Here is a 15,950-nt window from a genome sequence, read left to right as displayed (position 1 = left end):
CGCGAAGAAGGCTACGCGGTGGATGGCACCGGCTGCGCCGGTGTTCGCGGGCACGCCCGCTCCCACAGGGAATGATTTCGAGCAGCCACGTGCCATCACGTATTACCCTGTTTGACACCACCAACCACAGGCCACACCTTGACCAGAGAGCAACTCGAAACCCGGCAGATCCCCATCTACTTCGCCGCCGTACTGGCCGCTATCGTCTTCGGCCTGCTGGCCAGCGACACTGCGCGCCAGCTTGAAGCCCTGATCACCCCCGCCATCGCCGTGCTGATGTACGCGATGTTCCTGCAAATACCCTTCCTCGACCTGCGCCAGGGCCTGGGTAACCGCCGCTTCATCACGGCCCTGCTACTGGCCAATTTCATTCTCGTTCCGCTGCTTGTCTGGGCCATCACCCGTGGGCTGGTGGAACACCCGGCGATCCTCGTCGGGGCCTTGCTGGTGTTGCTCACGCCCTGCATCGACTACGTGGTGGTGTTCACCCACATTGGCAAAGGCGACTCACGCCTGACCCTGGCCGCAACCCCCGTGTTATTGCTGGCGCAACTGGTGCTGCTGCCGGTGTACCTGGCCCTGATGCTGGGTGGTGGCAGCCAGGTGGCAATCTCCATCACACCGTTCGTGGAAGCTTTCGTGCTGTTGATCGTGGTGCCGATGGCCCTCGCGGTACTCACCAGCGCCGGTGCCCGGCGCTCGCGCGCAGTCGCGACCTGGAACGACGCCTGGGCGTGGTTGCCGGTGCCGGCCATGGCCTTGGTGCTGATGGTGGTGATCGCTTCGCAGATTGTCGTGGTACTGCGTGATTTCGACCGTCTGCTGCCGGTGGTTCCGGTATACATCGGCTTCATGCTGCTGGCCCCGGTGCTCGGCTTCATCTGTGCGCGCCTGCTGCGCCTGCCGGCCAGCGAGGCACGCTCGGTGACGTTCAGTGCAGCCACGCGCAACTCGCTGGTGGTGCTGCCGCTGGCGCTGGCGTTGCCAGAAGAGATGCGCGGGTTGGCGGCGGCAGCCGTGATCACGCAAACCCTGGTAGAGCTGGTGAGCGAACTGATCTATGTACGGGCGGTACCACGGTTTGTGCACTGACCCGTGGCACTCGTCATAGAAAAAAAACTATTCGGGGCACACAGCAAACACCTGCACCTCTACCAGGTAGCCAGCCCCCAGGTCGGCGCCCACGCAGGCCCGCACCGGTTTTGCACAGCCTTGCAACCAGGCGTCGTACACTTCGTTGACCAGGTCGAAGTGGCGGTAGTCGGCCAGCCACATCTGAACCCGCGTCAGCTGCGCCTTGCCGACGTTGGCCTGCCCCATCAGGCCGTCGATCACGCTCAGCGCCTGACGTAACTGCCCCTGCACATCCTGTTGCAGGTCGTCGGCCACGATGCCTGCCGTTTCAAACAGGCCCCTGTAACTGACCGCCAGTGACATCCGCGCGCTTGATCCGTAGCGAGTGATCATCGAGGTACCCTCCCCCTCAACCCATCTGGTTGAAGCAGACGACTTTGGGTTGGGTCATGTCCTCGTAGGCGAACCGCACTCCCTCACGCCCAAGACTCCCATACTTGGCCCCACCAAATGGCATGGCATCGAAGCGGTAGTCGGAAGAGTCGTTGATCATTACACCGCCGGCCTCGATACGCCGGGCCAGGCTCAACGCCAGCGACAGGTCGCGGGTGAACACACCGGCATGCAAGCTGTACTCCGGGGCATTGGCCAGCGCTATCGCCTGCTCGACAGTCTCGAAGGGCGCCAGCATCACCACCGGTGCAAAAACCTCCTCAAGCCACAGCCGGCTGACGTGGTCCACGCTTTCGAGCACTGTCGGCGCATAGATCGCCCCCTGACGCTGGTGGCCGCAGAGCAGGCGGGCACCGCCCTCAAGCGCCTGGTTGACGCGTTCTTCGATCTGTCGGGCAGCCGCTTCGGTGATCATCGGCCCCATATCCGTTTCGCGCCGGCCCGGATCGCCCCAGACCATCGCCTGGGTCAATGCCACGAAGCGTTCGCGGAACGCCTCATAGATCGAGGCATCTACGAGAATGCGCTGGGTGCCGATGCAGTTCTGCCCGGCCGCCCAGAACGCGCCCGACACACACGACTCGACCGTGGCCTCAAGGTCGCAGTCCTTGAGCACCAGCACCGGGGCATTGCCGCCAAGGTCCATGGCAAGCTTTTTCAAACCAGCCCCGTGCGCAATCTTTTCGCCCGTCGCGAAACCACCCGTAAAGGAAACCATCCGCACCTCACGCACAGCCACCAGCGCCTTGCCCAGTTCGGCGCCCCCTGTGGCTACAGTGACAACGGCCTCCGGCAACCCTGCATCCACCAGATACTGCACCAGTTTCAGGGCAGAAAGAGGGGCCAGTTCCGAGGGTTTCAGAATGACCGCATTGCCCCCTGCAAGTGCTGGCCCCAGCTTGTGCGCCACCAGGTTGAGCGGGTCGTTGTACGGGGTAATGGCCAGGATCAACCCCAACGGCTCGCGGGTGAACCAGCCCTGACGCGATTCGGAGCCTTCATAGGCATCGAAAGGCACCACCTCACCGGCGTTGCGCCGTGCCTCTTCGGCAGACAGCTTGAGCGTGTTGATGCAGCGTTTGACCTCTTTCTCGGCCTGGCGCAGGGTCTTGCCCGCTTCATCGACGATCAGGCCGGCAAAGTCTGCCGCATCCCGTTCAATGAGTTGAGCGGCGTGTTCAAGAATGTGCGCCCGGCGGTGCCGGGGCAGCGCCGCGCTTTCACGCACACCCTGACGGGCACGGGCGAGCAAGGCAGGCACCGCTTCTGCGCCGAGGTTGTCGACGCTGCCAACCAGGCTGCCATCGAAGGGGTTGTACACATCGATCAAGGCGGGTTGCTGAACAAGCGCCCGGGATACGGAAGTCAGGCTCATGAACGTTGCTCCTCAGGCCGAATGGCCGGCCGCGTGAATGGCGACAATGTCCGACAGCAAGGCAAAAGCCGTTTCGATGCGCCCCGCCCCCGGGCCGGACACGGTTACAGCCCCCAGCAACTCGGTGTCGAACGCCAGCGCATTGGTGGCGCCTGAAATACCTGCCAAGGGGTGATGGCCAGGCAGCAGCTTCGCTTCGACGCTGGCTCGCACCGAGCCATCGGCTTCACGGCGGGCACTGCCGATCAGCTTCCAACGCTCGCCCGCCGCCTGTGCCCGCTCGATAGCCGCGCTGTCGATGGCACTGATACCGCTGCAGGCCACATCACCCACCTGCAGACAGGCGCCGAGCAACTCATTGGCGAGGATCACCACCTTCAGGCGTACGTCATGGCCTTCCACATCGGCGGTCGGGTCAGCCTCGGCAAAGCCAAGCGCTTGTGCCTGGGCCACCGCCTCGTTGAAGCCCAGCCCTTCCTCCATGCGCGTGAGCACATAGTTAGAGGTACCGTTGAGAATGCCCTCGAAACCTACCAGGCCCGCGCCCGCCAGGGTTTGGCGCGCCATGCGCAGCACCGGTGTGCCGCTCATCACGGCGCCTTCGTATTCGAACGACACATCGTTGGCCTTGGCCAAGGCCTTGAGCGCCTGGGCATGCAAGGCAATCGGCCCCTTGTTGGTGGTGACCACGTGCTTGCCCGCCTCCAGCGCCCAGCGGCAGAAGGTTGCCGCCGGCTCACCGTCCTTGGGGTTGGTGAATGTGGCCTCGGCGATGATGTCGGCGCCTGATTGCTTGATCACCGCCTCATTGAACGCCTCGGCCGAACCTTGAGGGATTTGCGCCAGCGCGCCCTTCTGGGCCGGCAGCGCGGCCAGCATGGCGGCATCCAGGCCGTCGCGGTCGATCACCGACCCCAGGAACAAGTCGGTGACACCAACGATTTTCAGGCCAAAGCCCAACTCTTGCTGCCAGCGCGCATTGCGTTCGGCGATCAGTTGGGCAAGAGCGCGGTTAACGCCACCAAAGCCAACGAGTGCAATTTTGTATTCGGTCATGGTTTGCTGTCCTGTCCAGGCAGTGGGTCGATGAGGACTAGCGTAAGAGCCGTGCACTGCCAGTTGAATATGGCAATCCGCTGTATTTATTGGCCAATCTGGCCAGTGCAAAGCGCGCACCTGCGCCAGGGCAAAACGCACAACGCCGCCAGGGCGCGAACCCAGGCGGCGTTGTGCTAGCCAATGCAAAGACGCGGTTCAGACCACCGCGGCCAGGACGAACGAAGTCACCGTGTTCTCCACCCCGGGCATGGCAGCGATTTCCTTCCACACATGGTGCACCCGCTCCGGGCTGGAGGCCTCGACGCGCAACATCAGGTCGAACTCGCCGCTGAGCACTTCACACTGGATCACCTCGGGGATCTGGCGCAGCGCATCGAGTACCGCGTCACCGCGCATGCGGTCATAGCGGTAGACGAAGATCACCGCGTTGATCAACGACGCCGGCCGTCTGCCCTCACCGATGCGCAGGGTATAACCCTGAATGGCGCCGTCGCGCTCCAGGCGCTCGATGCGCTGGCGTACCGCATTGCGCGACAGGTTCACCTTCAACCCCAACTCGGCGTGGGCAATACGCGCATTGGCGGTGAGCTCGGCGAGAATGCGCTCGTCCAGGGGGTCGAGGATGCGCTTCATCGCCCAGCCTGCAACCGGGCCAACAAGGCATGAACACCGGCCAGGTCGTCAGGTGCCAACAGCGGCCCATCGCCCGCTGTGCCGACCGCGCCGGCGGGCACCTCACCGTGCCAGGCCCCCAGCTCCGCCAGCAGCCCGGCAGACTTTTCGGGGGCAAACTGCCCCAGCGTGACGATGGGCGCACCGATGTTGCGCCGGTGCAGGCGCCCGGCGAATACCCCTGTCGCGGCATGGGGGTCTACTGCGCTGCCCGTTTCATGGAACAGCGTGACAATTTCTTCGCGAATCAGCACGTCGTCCACGGCATAGGAGTCGAACAGCATGCGCGCATGCAACCACTGGCGGTTGCCGATGCTCAGCTCGCCGCACGCCTCGAAGTGCTCCATCAGTGCCCGGGTCGCCCCACCATCGCGGTCATACAGTTCCCAGACGAAGCGCTCCAGGTTGGAGAACAGCGAAAAGTCCATGACCGGTGACAAGGTCTGGCTGGTTGAGCCACGGCTGTACCGGTTGCAGTGGATGAACCGGTGCAAGGCATCGTTGCGGTTGGTGGAGACGATGATCTGGTTGATCGGCAGGCCCATTTTCTGGGCAATGAACCCCGCGTAGATCTCGGCAAAACTGGCCGTGGGGATGCTGAACCCGACCGGGCGTATCCCGCCACCCAACTGCAGCGCCGCATGGAAATAGAACACGATCTGCGCCAGCACACCGACCCAGTTGGTGGAGTTGAAGCTGACCGGAATCAGCCCGGGGCATGGCCAGTCACGCAGCAGCGCCGACACCAGCGACTGGCAGTCGTCAAAGCTGCCATCCACGGCCACGCAGCTCACGCTGTCAGACGCGGCGCTGCGCATCACTGCCGCGCGGTCGGCGGGCGTGCCTGCGCTGGGGTATAGCGCCAGCAAGCCTGCTGCAGGGCAATGCCGCAACGCTTCGATAGCCGCTACTGCAGTATCGCCGTTGCTGGCACCGACCAGCATGACCCGCTCGCACTCCGCCCCCAGAAAGTGCCGGACAAAGCGCGCCTGCAACTGCGCGGCAAAGTCCTTGGAGGACCGGGTAGGCCCATGGAAAAGCTGCAGGATCCATTCGTTATGACCAAGCTGCTGCAACGGCGCAATACCGCGGTGGCGGAACCCGCGATAGCTGTCGCTGACCAGCGCCCTGAGGGTAGGCTCGTCGAGGGTATCGCCGACAAACGGTGCCATTACCCGCCAGGCCAGTTCGTCGAAGGGCAACCACGACCAGCTGGCAATTTCCTGTGGGCTGAACACCGGCACCGAGGTGGGCACATAAAGCCCACCATCATCGGCCAGGCCAGAAAGCAATGCCGTGCGGAAATCGACCCGTGTCTCGTTGCCGCGCGTGGATGTGTACTGCATCGGTGCTCCAGATAGCTACGTAAATTAACGATGCGCCATGGCCACCAGCCAATGGCTGAACGCCTGGGCATCGGGGGACAACGCTTCACCCAGGCCGCGTACCAGGAAAAACGACTCGCTTGCCTCGATACGCTGGGCAAAAGGAGCGACCAGCCGCCCCTCCTGCAGCAGGTCCTCTACCAGCGACGAGCGTGCCAGCGCCACGCCCAGCCCCAGCTCCGCCATGCGCAGGGTCGACACCAGCGTGTCGAACTGCAGGCCACTGGAAGAGTCAACCTGATCGGCGCCGACCCGCTCCAGCCAGTAGCCCCACCCCTCCTCGTAACCCAGCACATGCAGCAACGGCACACGGGCCAGGTCGCGCGGGTCGCGCAGCGGGCAGCTGGCCAGCAGCGCGGGGGCGCACACCGGCACCAGCACGTCGCGGGTCAGGCGCTGCGCCTCCACCCCGGCCCACTGCCCGCTGCCCCAGCGGATTTCCAGATCATCTTCGGCATCCAGCTCCTTGACCCACAGGTTGCTGATGTAGCGGATGTCCACCTGCGGGTGCGAACGCCGAAAGTCGGCCAGCCGGGGGGCCAGCCAGAAGTGCAAAAACGACAGGCTGCCCCGTACCTTCAGGGGCCGACGCTGGCGTTGCCCGAAGATTTCATTGGTGCCTACCGCAAGGCGGCTGATGGCGTCCTGCACCACCGGCAGGTAGGACTGCCCTTCTTCGGTCAGCCCCAGCCCGCGCGGCAGGCGCTTGAACAGCGCCACACCCAATTGGCTTTCCAGGTGACGAATCTGTTGGCTCACCGCCCCTTGGGTAAGGTGCAGCTCTTCTGCCGCATGGGTGAAGTTCAAGTAACGCGCCGACACTTCGAAGGCTCTCAGCCAGTTCAGGGGGGGCAAAGTTTTCTGGGTCATCGGCGGCTTCTCGTGGCTAGGTTCCGGTGGCCTAGTATCACCTGCTCAGGCGGCCTCGGAACCTGGGGCGACAATTTCCACCGGGCCCGTACGGCGGCTGCGGTACTTGCACGTCAGCCAATAGGCCAGGTAGCACCAGGCAATGAAGGGCAAGCCGAAGTACAGGGCAACACGCTGAGCAGGGTCGAAGGCAATGCCGACGCAGGCCAGTACGCAGCAGAATATGGCCCCCAGTGGTACGAACGGGTAGCCACGCACCCGGAACTTGAGGTCCTCGAGCTTGCCGCCGCTGGCGATGTAATGACGGCGGAATGCGATTTGGCTGGCCGCGATGCTGATCCACACCACCACCACGGCCAACCCTGAAATCGACACCAGCGCCAGGTAGATGGTGTCGGGGGCAAACACACTGCTCAACAGCGAAGCCATGCCGCCAGCCATGCTCAGCACAATCGCATTGAAGGGTGTGCCGCGGCGCGACAGCGTGGCGTAACGGCGGGGCATGTTGCCTTGGTCGCTGAGGGTCCAGAGCATGCGCGAAGCGGCGTAGAGGCCGGAGTTGGCAGCAGACAGCAGCGCGGTGATGATGACGAAGTTCATGATATCGGCCGCATACGGGATACCAATCATCGCAAAGACCATCACGAACGGGCTTTCAATAACCCCGGCCTGTTCACGCGGCAGCAAGGTGGCCAGCACAAAGATGGTGCCGATGAAGAACAGCGCCAGGCGCAGCACCGTGGTGCGAATGGCCTTGGGCACGTTCTTTTCCGGGTCTTTGGTTTCGCCGGCAGCGATGCCGATCAGCTCGGTACCCGAGAACGCGAAGGCCACTGCCAGCAGGGTCATGGCAATTGACCAGAAACCGGTGGGGAACAACCCTTCACGGGTGAAATTGCCCAGCCCTGCACTGTGCGCCTGCTGGATCTCGAAGCCACCCAGAATGGCCCCGCCGCCCACCACCAGAAAGGCGATGACGGCCAACACCTTGACCAGTGACAACCAGAATTCGGTTTCGGCGAACGATCGCACCGAAATGATATTGCTGATGAACACCGCGGCGCCGAACAGCGCACTCCACATCCATACCGGCGTGTCGGGGAACCAGCGCACCATCAGGATGCCCGCGGCGGTGAATTCGGAGCCGATGGCCACCGTCCAGGTCAGCCAGTACATCCAGGCCACCATGTAACCGGTGCCCGGGCCGAGGTAACGCGTGGCGTAACTGCTGAACGAGCCGACTTCCGGCATGTGTACCGCCAGCTCACCCAGGCACATCATGACCAGGTACACCATGATTGCGCCGAGTATGTAGGCGATGACCGCGCCCAACGGGCCGGCCTGGTTAACGGTGTAGCCCGACGTGAGAAACAGGCCGGTGCCTATCACACCGCCCAGTGCCAGCATGACGATGTGGCGGGTTTGCATATCCTGCTTGAAGGTATGCGCCGAGGCATTTCTAGTTGTGGTTGTCTGCACGGACATTGTGGGTTACTCATGAAAGTTGGCGGGCAAGGACGTAGCAACGACCTCGTCTTGGCAGAGCGAATCGAGTTGCCTTGCATATTGTTTTTGTTCGACTTCATGAAGTGGCACCCACCACACGGGTGGGTGCTACGCGCCAGCCTCAGGCCTGCACCGGGCTCTGGCAGGCGTCTGCGTCAGCGTGCAATTCCTTTGCGACGGCCAGTTCCTCACGCACCGATGCACAGGCCTGTGCCAGGTCCGCCAGCAGGTCATCGGTTTCCTCGATGCCCACTGAAATGCGCACCAGCCCTTCGGAAATGCCCAGCGCCAGGCGCTCTTCCAAAGTGTTCTCGACATGGCTGGTGGTGCGCGCCGGGCCATAGATGGTCTCTACCGCGCCGAGGTTACCGGCCCGATGGGCATACTTCAGCCGCGGCAGCAAACGGGCCACGGTCGGCATGCCGCCCTTCAGCACGAAGCTGACAATGGCGCCAAACCCGCGCATTTGCGCCTTGGCAATGGCATGCCCGGCATGCGCCGGCAAACCTGGGTAGTTCACCGCTTCAACCAGCGGCTCGGTGCTCAGGTAAAGGGCCAACGCCATGGCACTGGCTTGCTGCTGGCGCAGGCGCACTGCCAGGGTCTTGATACCGCGGATGATCAGGTAGGCCGAGAACGGGTCCAGCGCCGCACCGTTGATTTCCCGGTAGTGCCGCACCTGGGCCATCAACGCCTCCGCACCGCACACCACCCCACCCAGCACGTCACCATGCCCGGACAGAAACTTGGTTGCGCTGTGCACCACTACATCAACGCCCAGCGCCAGCGGGTTCTGGTTCAGTGGCGTGGCAAAGGTGTTGTCGGCCACCACCAGCGCCCCCACCTTGTGCGCAGCGGCGCTCAGCCGACGAATGTCCAGCACCTTCAGCGTCGGGTTGGTGGGGGTTTCCAGGTACAGCAGGTCGCAACCGGCGGCAATCTCGCGCTCCAGCGCTTCAGTGTCCAAGGTATCGCACAGGCACACTTGCACCCCCATGCGCGGCAGGAACTCTTCGAAGATCTTGTTGGTGCCGCCATAGCTGTCGCGGGTCGACACCACGCGTTTGCCGTTGGACAGGAAGGTGTGCAGCACGGCACTGATGGCCGCCATGCCGCTGCTGAAGGCGACTGCCGACTCGGCTTGCTCCAGCTCGGCCAGTTTTGCTTCCAGCGTGGCGACCGTGGGGTTGCTCATGCGGCTGTAGATGAAGCCAGGCTGCTTGCCCTGCGCCACGTCGTACCAGGCATCGATATCGTTGTAGCCATAAGCGGCGCTGACCACGATCGGGGTCTGCGTGGCGTTGTACGGGTGCTGTACCTGCTCCCCGCTCCACACGACCCGCGTCCCCACACCGGCCGCAGCATTGCCCTCGAATTTTTCGTTGTTGTTCATATCCGCTTCCCGCCCAGCTGAGTTGTGTACACCGATGCAGCATCGGCCTTCAGCGGACTATAGGGAGATGGCGGGGGCCTGAAAAACGATGGAATCCGGGTCTGACTGGCGTTTTTTTTAATGGCTGCGGACCGGGCGCTGCAAAAGCCGCCCGGTCACGTGGGCGCTTAGGCCAGGTTGCGCTTCAGCTCGGCGATGTGCTCCGGGCCGATGCCACAGCAACCGCCGACCATGCTGGCACCCCGCGCACGCCAGTCCTTGGCCCATGCCAGGTAACCCGGCGGATCGAGGTCTTCGCGCAGTTCGTCCAGGCCATCGTTGGCAGTGGCTTCTTTGGGTTGCGGCGGGAAGGCGTTGGCATAGGCACCGATGGCAATCTCGGCGTTGTGTCGCTCGATGACCGAGCGCGCGACATCAATGGCGGCGCCGATCACCTCCGGCTGGCTGCAGTTGAACAACACCGCAGCCACGCCCAGGCTGACTGCGGCCTCGATGGCTTCGGCCACCGGTTCACCGGAACGCAGGCGCGGAACCTCGTCGACGTCCTCGTCCTGCAGGGTGAAGGACACCCAGAACGGCCTGCCATCTGCCGGCAAATGGCTATGAATGGCCCGCACTTCGGCCACGGAACTCTGGGTTTCGGCCAGCCACAGGTCAACATGCGGGGCCAGGCCCTGGAGCAGCGGGGTCAGCACCTCTGCCACACGCTCGGACTGGAACAGGTCGGGGCGGTAGGACCCGAACAGCGGCGGCAACGAACCTGCCACCCTGACCGGGTGCGCGCCGCTATCTGCCGCGTGCCGCGCAAGCTGGCCTGCGATATGGGCCAGCTGTCGCCCTTCGGCGGCAAAGCGTTCTTCACCGATGTGGAACGGCACTACTGCATAGCTGTTGCTGGTGATGACCTGCGCACCCGCATCGATGAAGGCTGCATGCACGCCCACGACCGCCTCCGGCGCCTCGCTCAGCGCCAGCGCCGACCACTCGGGCTGGCGAAACGGTGCACCGCTGCGCTGCAGCTCTCGGCCCATGCCACCGTCCAGAATTACCATCGTTCGCTCTGCCATATAACTTCTCTGAAGGTTCTTATGAATAAAATTCATTATGGGGATTAGGGTTATAACTATTAAATACCCTATCACCCATTTGCCCAACATATCAGGTATGTACATGCGATTTTCTTCTCTGCTGGGTGCGGGCCTTGTACTGCTCGCAACTGCCACCCAAGCCTTTGCTGGCGCCACGTTGGAGCGGGTTGAATCGCGCAAGGAAATGGTCAACGTGCTGATGGAAAGCTACCCGCCGTTTTCCTTCCTCAATGACCATAACCAGCTCGACGGTTACGACGTGGACGTGGCCAAGGCAGTGGCCGACAAGCTCGGCGTCAAACTGCGTCTGGAAACACCGTCCTGGGACGTGATTGCCGCTGGCCGCTGGAGCGGGCGCTACGACATCTGCATTTGCTCGATGACCCCGAGCAAGGCGCGCGCCGAAGTGTTCGACTTCCCCGTGGAGTACTACGCATCGCCCGCCGTGATCGTGGTCAATGCCTCGGATGAGCGCATCCATGGCGCCAAAGACCTGGAAGGCCGCAAGGTGGGTTCGATCAGTGCATCGAGCTACGAAAGCTACCTGAACAAGAACCTGGTCATTGAAGGCAAGGAAGACCAGAAGATCGACTACCCGTTCGACTTCGTGCAGGCTGCGCCCTACGACACTGAAAACGTCGCCTTCCAGGACTTGGGCCTGGGCACTGGCGTGCGCCTGGACGCCATTATTACGAACCTGGTGACCGCGCAGCCGCGCCTGCAGCAAGACAAGCGCTTCAAGCTGGCCGGCGCGCCGCTGTATGAAGAGCCCAACGCGGTGGCCATCGAAAAAGGCGACCCCGAGTGGGATGCCAAGGTACGCCAGGTGTTCGCCGAGCTGAAGGCTGATGGCACCCTGGCCAAGCTGTCGCAGAAATGGATTGGCGCCGACATCAGCAAATGAGCACCTTCCCCCCCTCCCCCAAGCCCGTGGCAAAGCCTGCGGGCACCGGCCTGTTCGGCTTTCGCACCCGGTTACTGCTGACCTGGCTGGCGCTGTTCGGGCTGTTTGTCGCCTTCTTCCTCAGCTTTGACCTGAAGTTCGCCATCATTCTGGAGAAGTTTCCCAACCTGGCCGGTTTCAAGCTGGGGCCCAATGGTTTTCTGCAAGGCGCCGCACTGACCCTGTTCCTGTGCCTGTGCTCGATGGTGGTATCCGTGCTGCTCGGCTTTGCCGCCGCGCTGGCACGGTTATCCAACAGCGCGGTGCTGGTAGGTGTGGCCAGCTTCTACACCTCGTTCTTCCGTGGCACACCGCTGCTGATCCAGATTCTGCTGATCTACCTGGGGCTGCCGCAGGTGGGCCTGGTACCCGGCGCCATCAGCGCCGGCATCATTGCCTTGTCGCTGAACTACGGGGCCTACCTGAGCGAGATCTTCCGCGCCGGCATCCTCGGCGTGGCCCGTGGGCAACGTGAAGCAGCATTGGCGCTGGGCATGCGCACGCCGCAGATCTTCTGCCACATCATCCTGCCCCAGGCCATGCGGGTGATCATTCCGCCCACCGCCAACCAGTTCATCTCGATGCTCAAGGACTCGTCGCTGATTTCCGTGATGGGGGTTTGGGAGGTGATGTTTCTGGCGCAGTCGTATGGGCGTTCGAGCTATCGCTACCTGGAAATGCTGACCACCGCCGCAGTGATCTACTGGGTGCTGTCGATACTGCTGGAACTGCTGCAGGCGCGCCTGGAACGGCATTTTGGCAAGGCTTATCAGCGCTGAGGGCTGCCACACGGCCCTTGCAGAATCATCTATGCAGGCACGACGTGCAGGAGCGCCACCAGGGCGCTCCTGCATCGAGCGCGTCAACTGAAGCTGCTTTGCCGCTCACAAGGCTTTCATCTCGGCAATATCCCGCGCCACCTGGTCGGCAGAGTGGTCGAACATCGCCTGTTCCTGCGCATCCAGCGGCAACTCGATCACCCGCGCAAGCCCCTTCTCTGCCAGTACGCAGGGCACACCCATGGCGATATCCGTTCGCCCATACTCGCCCTCGAGAATCGCCACCGCCGGCAAAATACGGTTCCGCCCGTTGGCGATCGCATCGACCATCTGCGCAATGGCCACGCCCGGTGCATCGCAGGCGCTCCCCGTCTTCTTCAACCCCAGAATCTCGCCGCCGCCCTTACGGGTGCGCTCGACAATCTGTTCGATCTGCTCGCTGGACAGGAAGTGCGACAGCGGCACCGAGCCGATCTGGCAGTAGCGCATCAGCGGCACCATGCTGTCGCCATGCCCGCCCAGCACCAGCGCCGTGATATCCCGTGCAGAAAACCCGGTTTGCTCGGCGATGAAGCACTTCATGCGCGCGGTATCCAGCACCCCCGCCTGCCCGAACACCTTGTCGCGCCCCTGCCCGCTGACGCTCCAGGCGCGGTAGGTGAGCACATCGACCGGGTTGGACACCACCAGCACCGTCGCTGTCGGCGCGTGGTGCTTGATATCCGCCATGATGCTGTCGAGGATTGGCAGGTTGGTACTCAATACATCCTGGCGCGACTGGCCGGGCTTGCGCGGCACGCCCGCCGTGATCACCACCAGCTCGGACCCCTCCAGCATCTCGGCTTTGGCCCCGCCGTGAACATGGGTATCGGACCCTGAATCCACAGCCGCCTGCCAAACGTCCAGCGCCTTGCCCTGCGCCAGTTCACCCTGCACGTCCATCAACACCAGCTCACGGCACAACTCATCCCGGGCGATGATCTGCGCCGCCGCCTCGCCGACCAGGCCGGCACCCACAATCGTTAATTTGTTCACCAGACACCTCCCAGCGGCGCGCGCCACCAGGAACACGCCTGCGTATAGAGAGAAGTATTGCCTGCCGGGGCCAAATGGCCACCCAAGATGATGCGACTACCTTCACTTGACAGTATTCCACGGCAGCGCAAATACTTTGGCCAGATTCATATAGATGACCATACAACAAGGTGAATCAAACAATGAACATGCTGCCCGAGTGCCCCGTCGCCACACCACCACCCGCCGGCCTCAGCGCCGCGCCTCCCTGCTGCCCATCTTCCGTTGCCAGGCGGCCGCCTGTAAGCGGCAGCTAGCGCAAAGCCGCGTTCCCTTCCTCGAAACCGCAGCAGCAGCCGCAACGGCAGCCACCTGGCATGCCCCGTGGAAACGCCCGTCACGCCTTCAAACCCTGAGTGCAGCCGAGCGCCAGCCCAACCGAGACTCCTTGAATGACTCCCTTAGATATACAGCTATTACTGACAGCACTGGCCAGTGTTCTGGTGCTGGTGGCGCTCATCGTTTCGCGCCTGAAAATGCACCCGCTGTTGGCCTTGCTGGTGGTGTCCATTGGTGTGGGCTTCGCGACGCATATGGCGCCAGGCAGCATCGTCTCCCACCTGCTCACCGGCGCCGGCAAGACACTGGGCGCAGTGGGGGTGGTGATTGCGCTGGGTGCGATGCTCGGCAAGATCCTGGCTGACGCTGGCGTCACGGAACAGGTCGCGGATGTCATCCTCAAGCGCACCTCCGACCGCATGATCCCTTGGGCCATGATGCTGGTTGCCTTCGTCATTGGCATCCCCATGTTTTTCGAAGTCGGCCTGGTGATCATGCTGCCGCTGATATTCAGCGTGGCGCGCAAACTGGAAAGCAAGGCGCGCTTCAAAGGCTCGGCGTATGTGTATGTAGGTGTGCCGGTCATTTCGGCGCTTGCCGCCATGCACGGCATGGTACCGCCGCACCCAGGCCCCCTGACCGCCATCGCCGTGCTCAAGACCTCGGTTGGGCCCACCATGCTCTATGGCTTCCTGGCCGCCATTCCGGCAATGATCCTGGGCGGCCCGCTGTACGGCATGTTCATTTCACCGCGCATGAGCACGCGGCCCGATCAGGCCTTGCTGGACCAGTTCACACTGGCTGAAAAAGCCAATGGCCAACCCCGCCCCGGGGTAATGGTCGGCATGCTGGCCGCATTGCTGCCGGCCATCCTGATGCTGGTGCATGCCGTTGCCGAGATGCTGCTGCCCAAAGGCAATGCGCTGCTGGAGATGGCCAGTTTCCTGGGCAACCCGCTGATCGCCATGCTGCTGGGCGTGCTGTTCGCCGGCGCCAGCCTGGTGCTTGCCCGCGGCGGCGACGCCGAACAGCTGCGCGATGCGCTGGGCAAAAGCCTCAAGCCAATCGCCTCGATCATCATGATCATTGCCGGTGGCGGTGCCTTTCAGGAAATGCTGACCAGCGCCAAGGTTGGCGATGCCATTGTGCACCTGACCCAGCAATCTGCCTTCCCTCCCCTGATTCTGGGGTGGCTGATCGCGATGCTGCTCTCGGTGTCTACCGGCTCTGCCACCGTCGGCATCGTGGGTGCTGCCGGCTTGCTGGCACCGCTGGCAGGTGCAGCCCCCAGCCTCAACCTGCCTTTGCTGGCCTTGTCCATCGGCTGCGGTTCGCTGTTCTTCAACTATGCGAACCATGCAGGCTTCTGGATGGTGAAAGAATCCTTTGGCATGACCATGGGCGAAGCCACCAAGACCATCTCGGTGGTGCAGTCTATCGTGGCGGTGGTTGGCTTGATCGTGGTGTTGCTGCTGAACGCGGCCATCACCATAGGTTGAACTCGAGTCAACGGGGGCTGCGCAGCAGCCCCAATCTGGCCCCACCCTCGAGCAACGAACTGGCCTAACGCTGCAGATCCTGCTCGCTTCGTTCCATTACCTTCCCACACTGCTCGCTGGCCAACCGGCTGATGATCCGGATCGCCTGATGGATACCGGCCGTGTTGCGAAAGCTCAGCCGCGGGTTGTGTTCGCACTCGAGCATTTCGTCGTGCTGGACGAGGGCCTCGCCTAGCAGTTCCAGGGTCCAGGCGTAGCTTTGGATGGTCGAGAGGCGTTCTTGGTCAGACATGGAGGGCCTCCGATTGGGTGGAGACGAAGCGGGGGTTGCTAAGAGTGAAGTAGCTGAGGGCCGTTGCGGAACGGCGGAGGAGAACGGATGCGAGGATCCTGGATGGACTTGAGATGAGCATGCATGCGGTCCTTTTCGATTGAAGCACCACGCTGACCGTCGCCAAACGATTAGGGTGGCAGCTGTACGCAGGTTGGCGAACCGAGGAA

Annotated in this window: 15 protein-coding genes; 4 read left to right on the top strand and 11 right to left on the bottom strand. The window is 62.9% G+C overall.

The annotated features are described in order from the left end of the window. Positions 1-138: 138 nt before the first annotated feature. Entirely contained in the window at positions 139-1,092 is a 954-nt protein-coding gene (locus tag FQ668_RS02760; protein ID WP_019437934.1) for an arsenic resistance protein, read from the top strand. Positions 1,093-1,119: 27 nt separating this feature from the next. Here FQ668_RS02760 and FQ668_RS02755 read toward each other — a convergent pair whose 3' ends face one another. The 9 genes from FQ668_RS02755 to FQ668_RS02715 all read right to left on the bottom strand — a co-directional run bounded on the left by FQ668_RS02755 (position 1,120) and on the right by FQ668_RS02715 (position 10,839). Next, on the bottom strand, positions 1,120-1,467 hold the full coding sequence (locus tag FQ668_RS02755; RefSeq protein ID WP_026031895.1) for a RidA family protein: 348 nt from the start codon (positions 1,465-1,467) through the stop codon (positions 1,120-1,122). A gap of 16 nt (positions 1,468-1,483) precedes the next feature. Then, a complete protein-coding gene (locus FQ668_RS02750) occupies positions 1,484-2,902 on the bottom strand; it encodes an aldehyde dehydrogenase family protein (RefSeq protein WP_019437933.1) in 1,419 nt (472 codons plus the stop codon). 12 nt (positions 2,903-2,914) lie between these two features. Further along, positions 2,915-3,958, bottom strand: a complete 1,044-nt coding sequence (locus FQ668_RS02745; protein WP_014589621.1) for a homoserine dehydrogenase — start codon at positions 3,956-3,958, stop codon at positions 2,915-2,917. 198 nt (positions 3,959-4,156) lie between these two features. After that, positions 4,157-4,594, bottom strand: a complete 438-nt coding sequence (locus FQ668_RS02740; RefSeq protein ID WP_014589620.1) for an Lrp/AsnC family transcriptional regulator — start codon at positions 4,592-4,594, stop codon at positions 4,157-4,159. Continuing rightward, positions 4,591-5,979 (bottom strand): threonine synthase, encoded by a 1,389-nt coding sequence (locus tag FQ668_RS02735; protein ID WP_014859426.1) that lies wholly within the window; start codon positions 5,977-5,979, stop codon positions 4,591-4,593. Before FQ668_RS02735 ends, FQ668_RS02740 begins: the two co-directional genes overlap by 4 nt. A gap of 24 nt (positions 5,980-6,003) precedes the next feature. Next, positions 6,004-6,888, bottom strand: a complete 885-nt coding sequence (locus tag FQ668_RS02730) for a LysR substrate-binding domain-containing protein (RefSeq protein ID WP_014589618.1) — start codon at positions 6,886-6,888, stop codon at positions 6,004-6,006. Between the two features lie 45 nt (positions 6,889-6,933). Next, positions 6,934-8,373 carry an amino acid permease gene (locus FQ668_RS02725; protein WP_014589617.1) on the bottom strand — a complete coding sequence of 480 codons (1,440 nt, stop codon included), beginning with the start codon at positions 8,371-8,373 and terminating at the stop codon, positions 6,934-6,936. A gap of 142 nt (positions 8,374-8,515) precedes the next feature. Continuing rightward, a complete protein-coding gene (locus FQ668_RS02720) occupies positions 8,516-9,787 on the bottom strand; it encodes a cystathionine gamma-synthase family protein (RefSeq protein ID WP_019437931.1) in 1,272 nt (423 codons plus the stop codon). A 167-nt stretch (positions 9,788-9,954) separates the two neighbouring features. Further along, the gene (locus FQ668_RS02715; protein ID WP_014589616.1) at positions 9,955-10,839 is read right to left on the bottom strand and encodes a homocysteine S-methyltransferase family protein; all 885 of its coding nucleotides are present in this window, start codon (positions 10,837-10,839) and stop codon (positions 9,955-9,957) included. 118 nt (positions 10,840-10,957) lie between these two features. On the opposite strand from FQ668_RS02715, the gene FQ668_RS02710 reads away from it, so the two are divergent. Both FQ668_RS02710 and FQ668_RS02705 read left to right on the top strand, forming a co-directional pair. Continuing rightward, positions 10,958-11,779, top strand: coding sequence for an ABC transporter substrate-binding protein (locus FQ668_RS02710; protein ID WP_003247511.1), 822 nt, complete (start codon positions 10,958-10,960; stop codon positions 11,777-11,779). Next, positions 11,776-12,597, top strand: coding sequence for an amino acid ABC transporter permease (locus tag FQ668_RS02705; RefSeq protein WP_019437930.1), 822 nt, complete (start codon positions 11,776-11,778; stop codon positions 12,595-12,597). The genes FQ668_RS02710 and FQ668_RS02705 overlap by 4 nt, the downstream gene beginning before the upstream one ends. A gap of 105 nt (positions 12,598-12,702) precedes the next feature. Here the strand turns inward: FQ668_RS02705 and FQ668_RS02700 are convergent, their stop codons facing one another. Next, positions 12,703-13,632, bottom strand: a complete 930-nt coding sequence (locus FQ668_RS02700) for a malate dehydrogenase (protein WP_014589614.1) — start codon at positions 13,630-13,632, stop codon at positions 12,703-12,705. Between the two features lie 431 nt (positions 13,633-14,063). Between FQ668_RS02700 and FQ668_RS02690 the strand changes: the two genes are divergently transcribed. Beyond that, complete coding sequence (locus tag FQ668_RS02690; protein ID WP_023389898.1) at positions 14,064-15,449, top strand: GntP family permease; 1,386 nt, start codon at positions 14,064-14,066, stop codon at positions 15,447-15,449. A 64-nt stretch (positions 15,450-15,513) separates the two neighbouring features. Here the strand turns inward: FQ668_RS02690 and FQ668_RS02685 are convergent, their stop codons facing one another. Continuing rightward, positions 15,514-15,741: a hypothetical protein gene (locus FQ668_RS02685; RefSeq protein WP_014755271.1), complete on the bottom strand. Its 228-nt coding sequence runs from the start codon at positions 15,739-15,741 to the stop codon at positions 15,514-15,516. Between the last annotated feature and the right edge of the window lie 209 nt (positions 15,742-15,950).

This window comes from Pseudomonas sp. Kh14 (assembly GCF_900291005.1).
GTDB lineage: Bacteria > Pseudomonadota > Gammaproteobacteria > Pseudomonadales > Pseudomonadaceae > Aquipseudomonas > Aquipseudomonas alloputida.
This window is presented reverse-complemented; position numbering and strand designations above follow the sequence as displayed.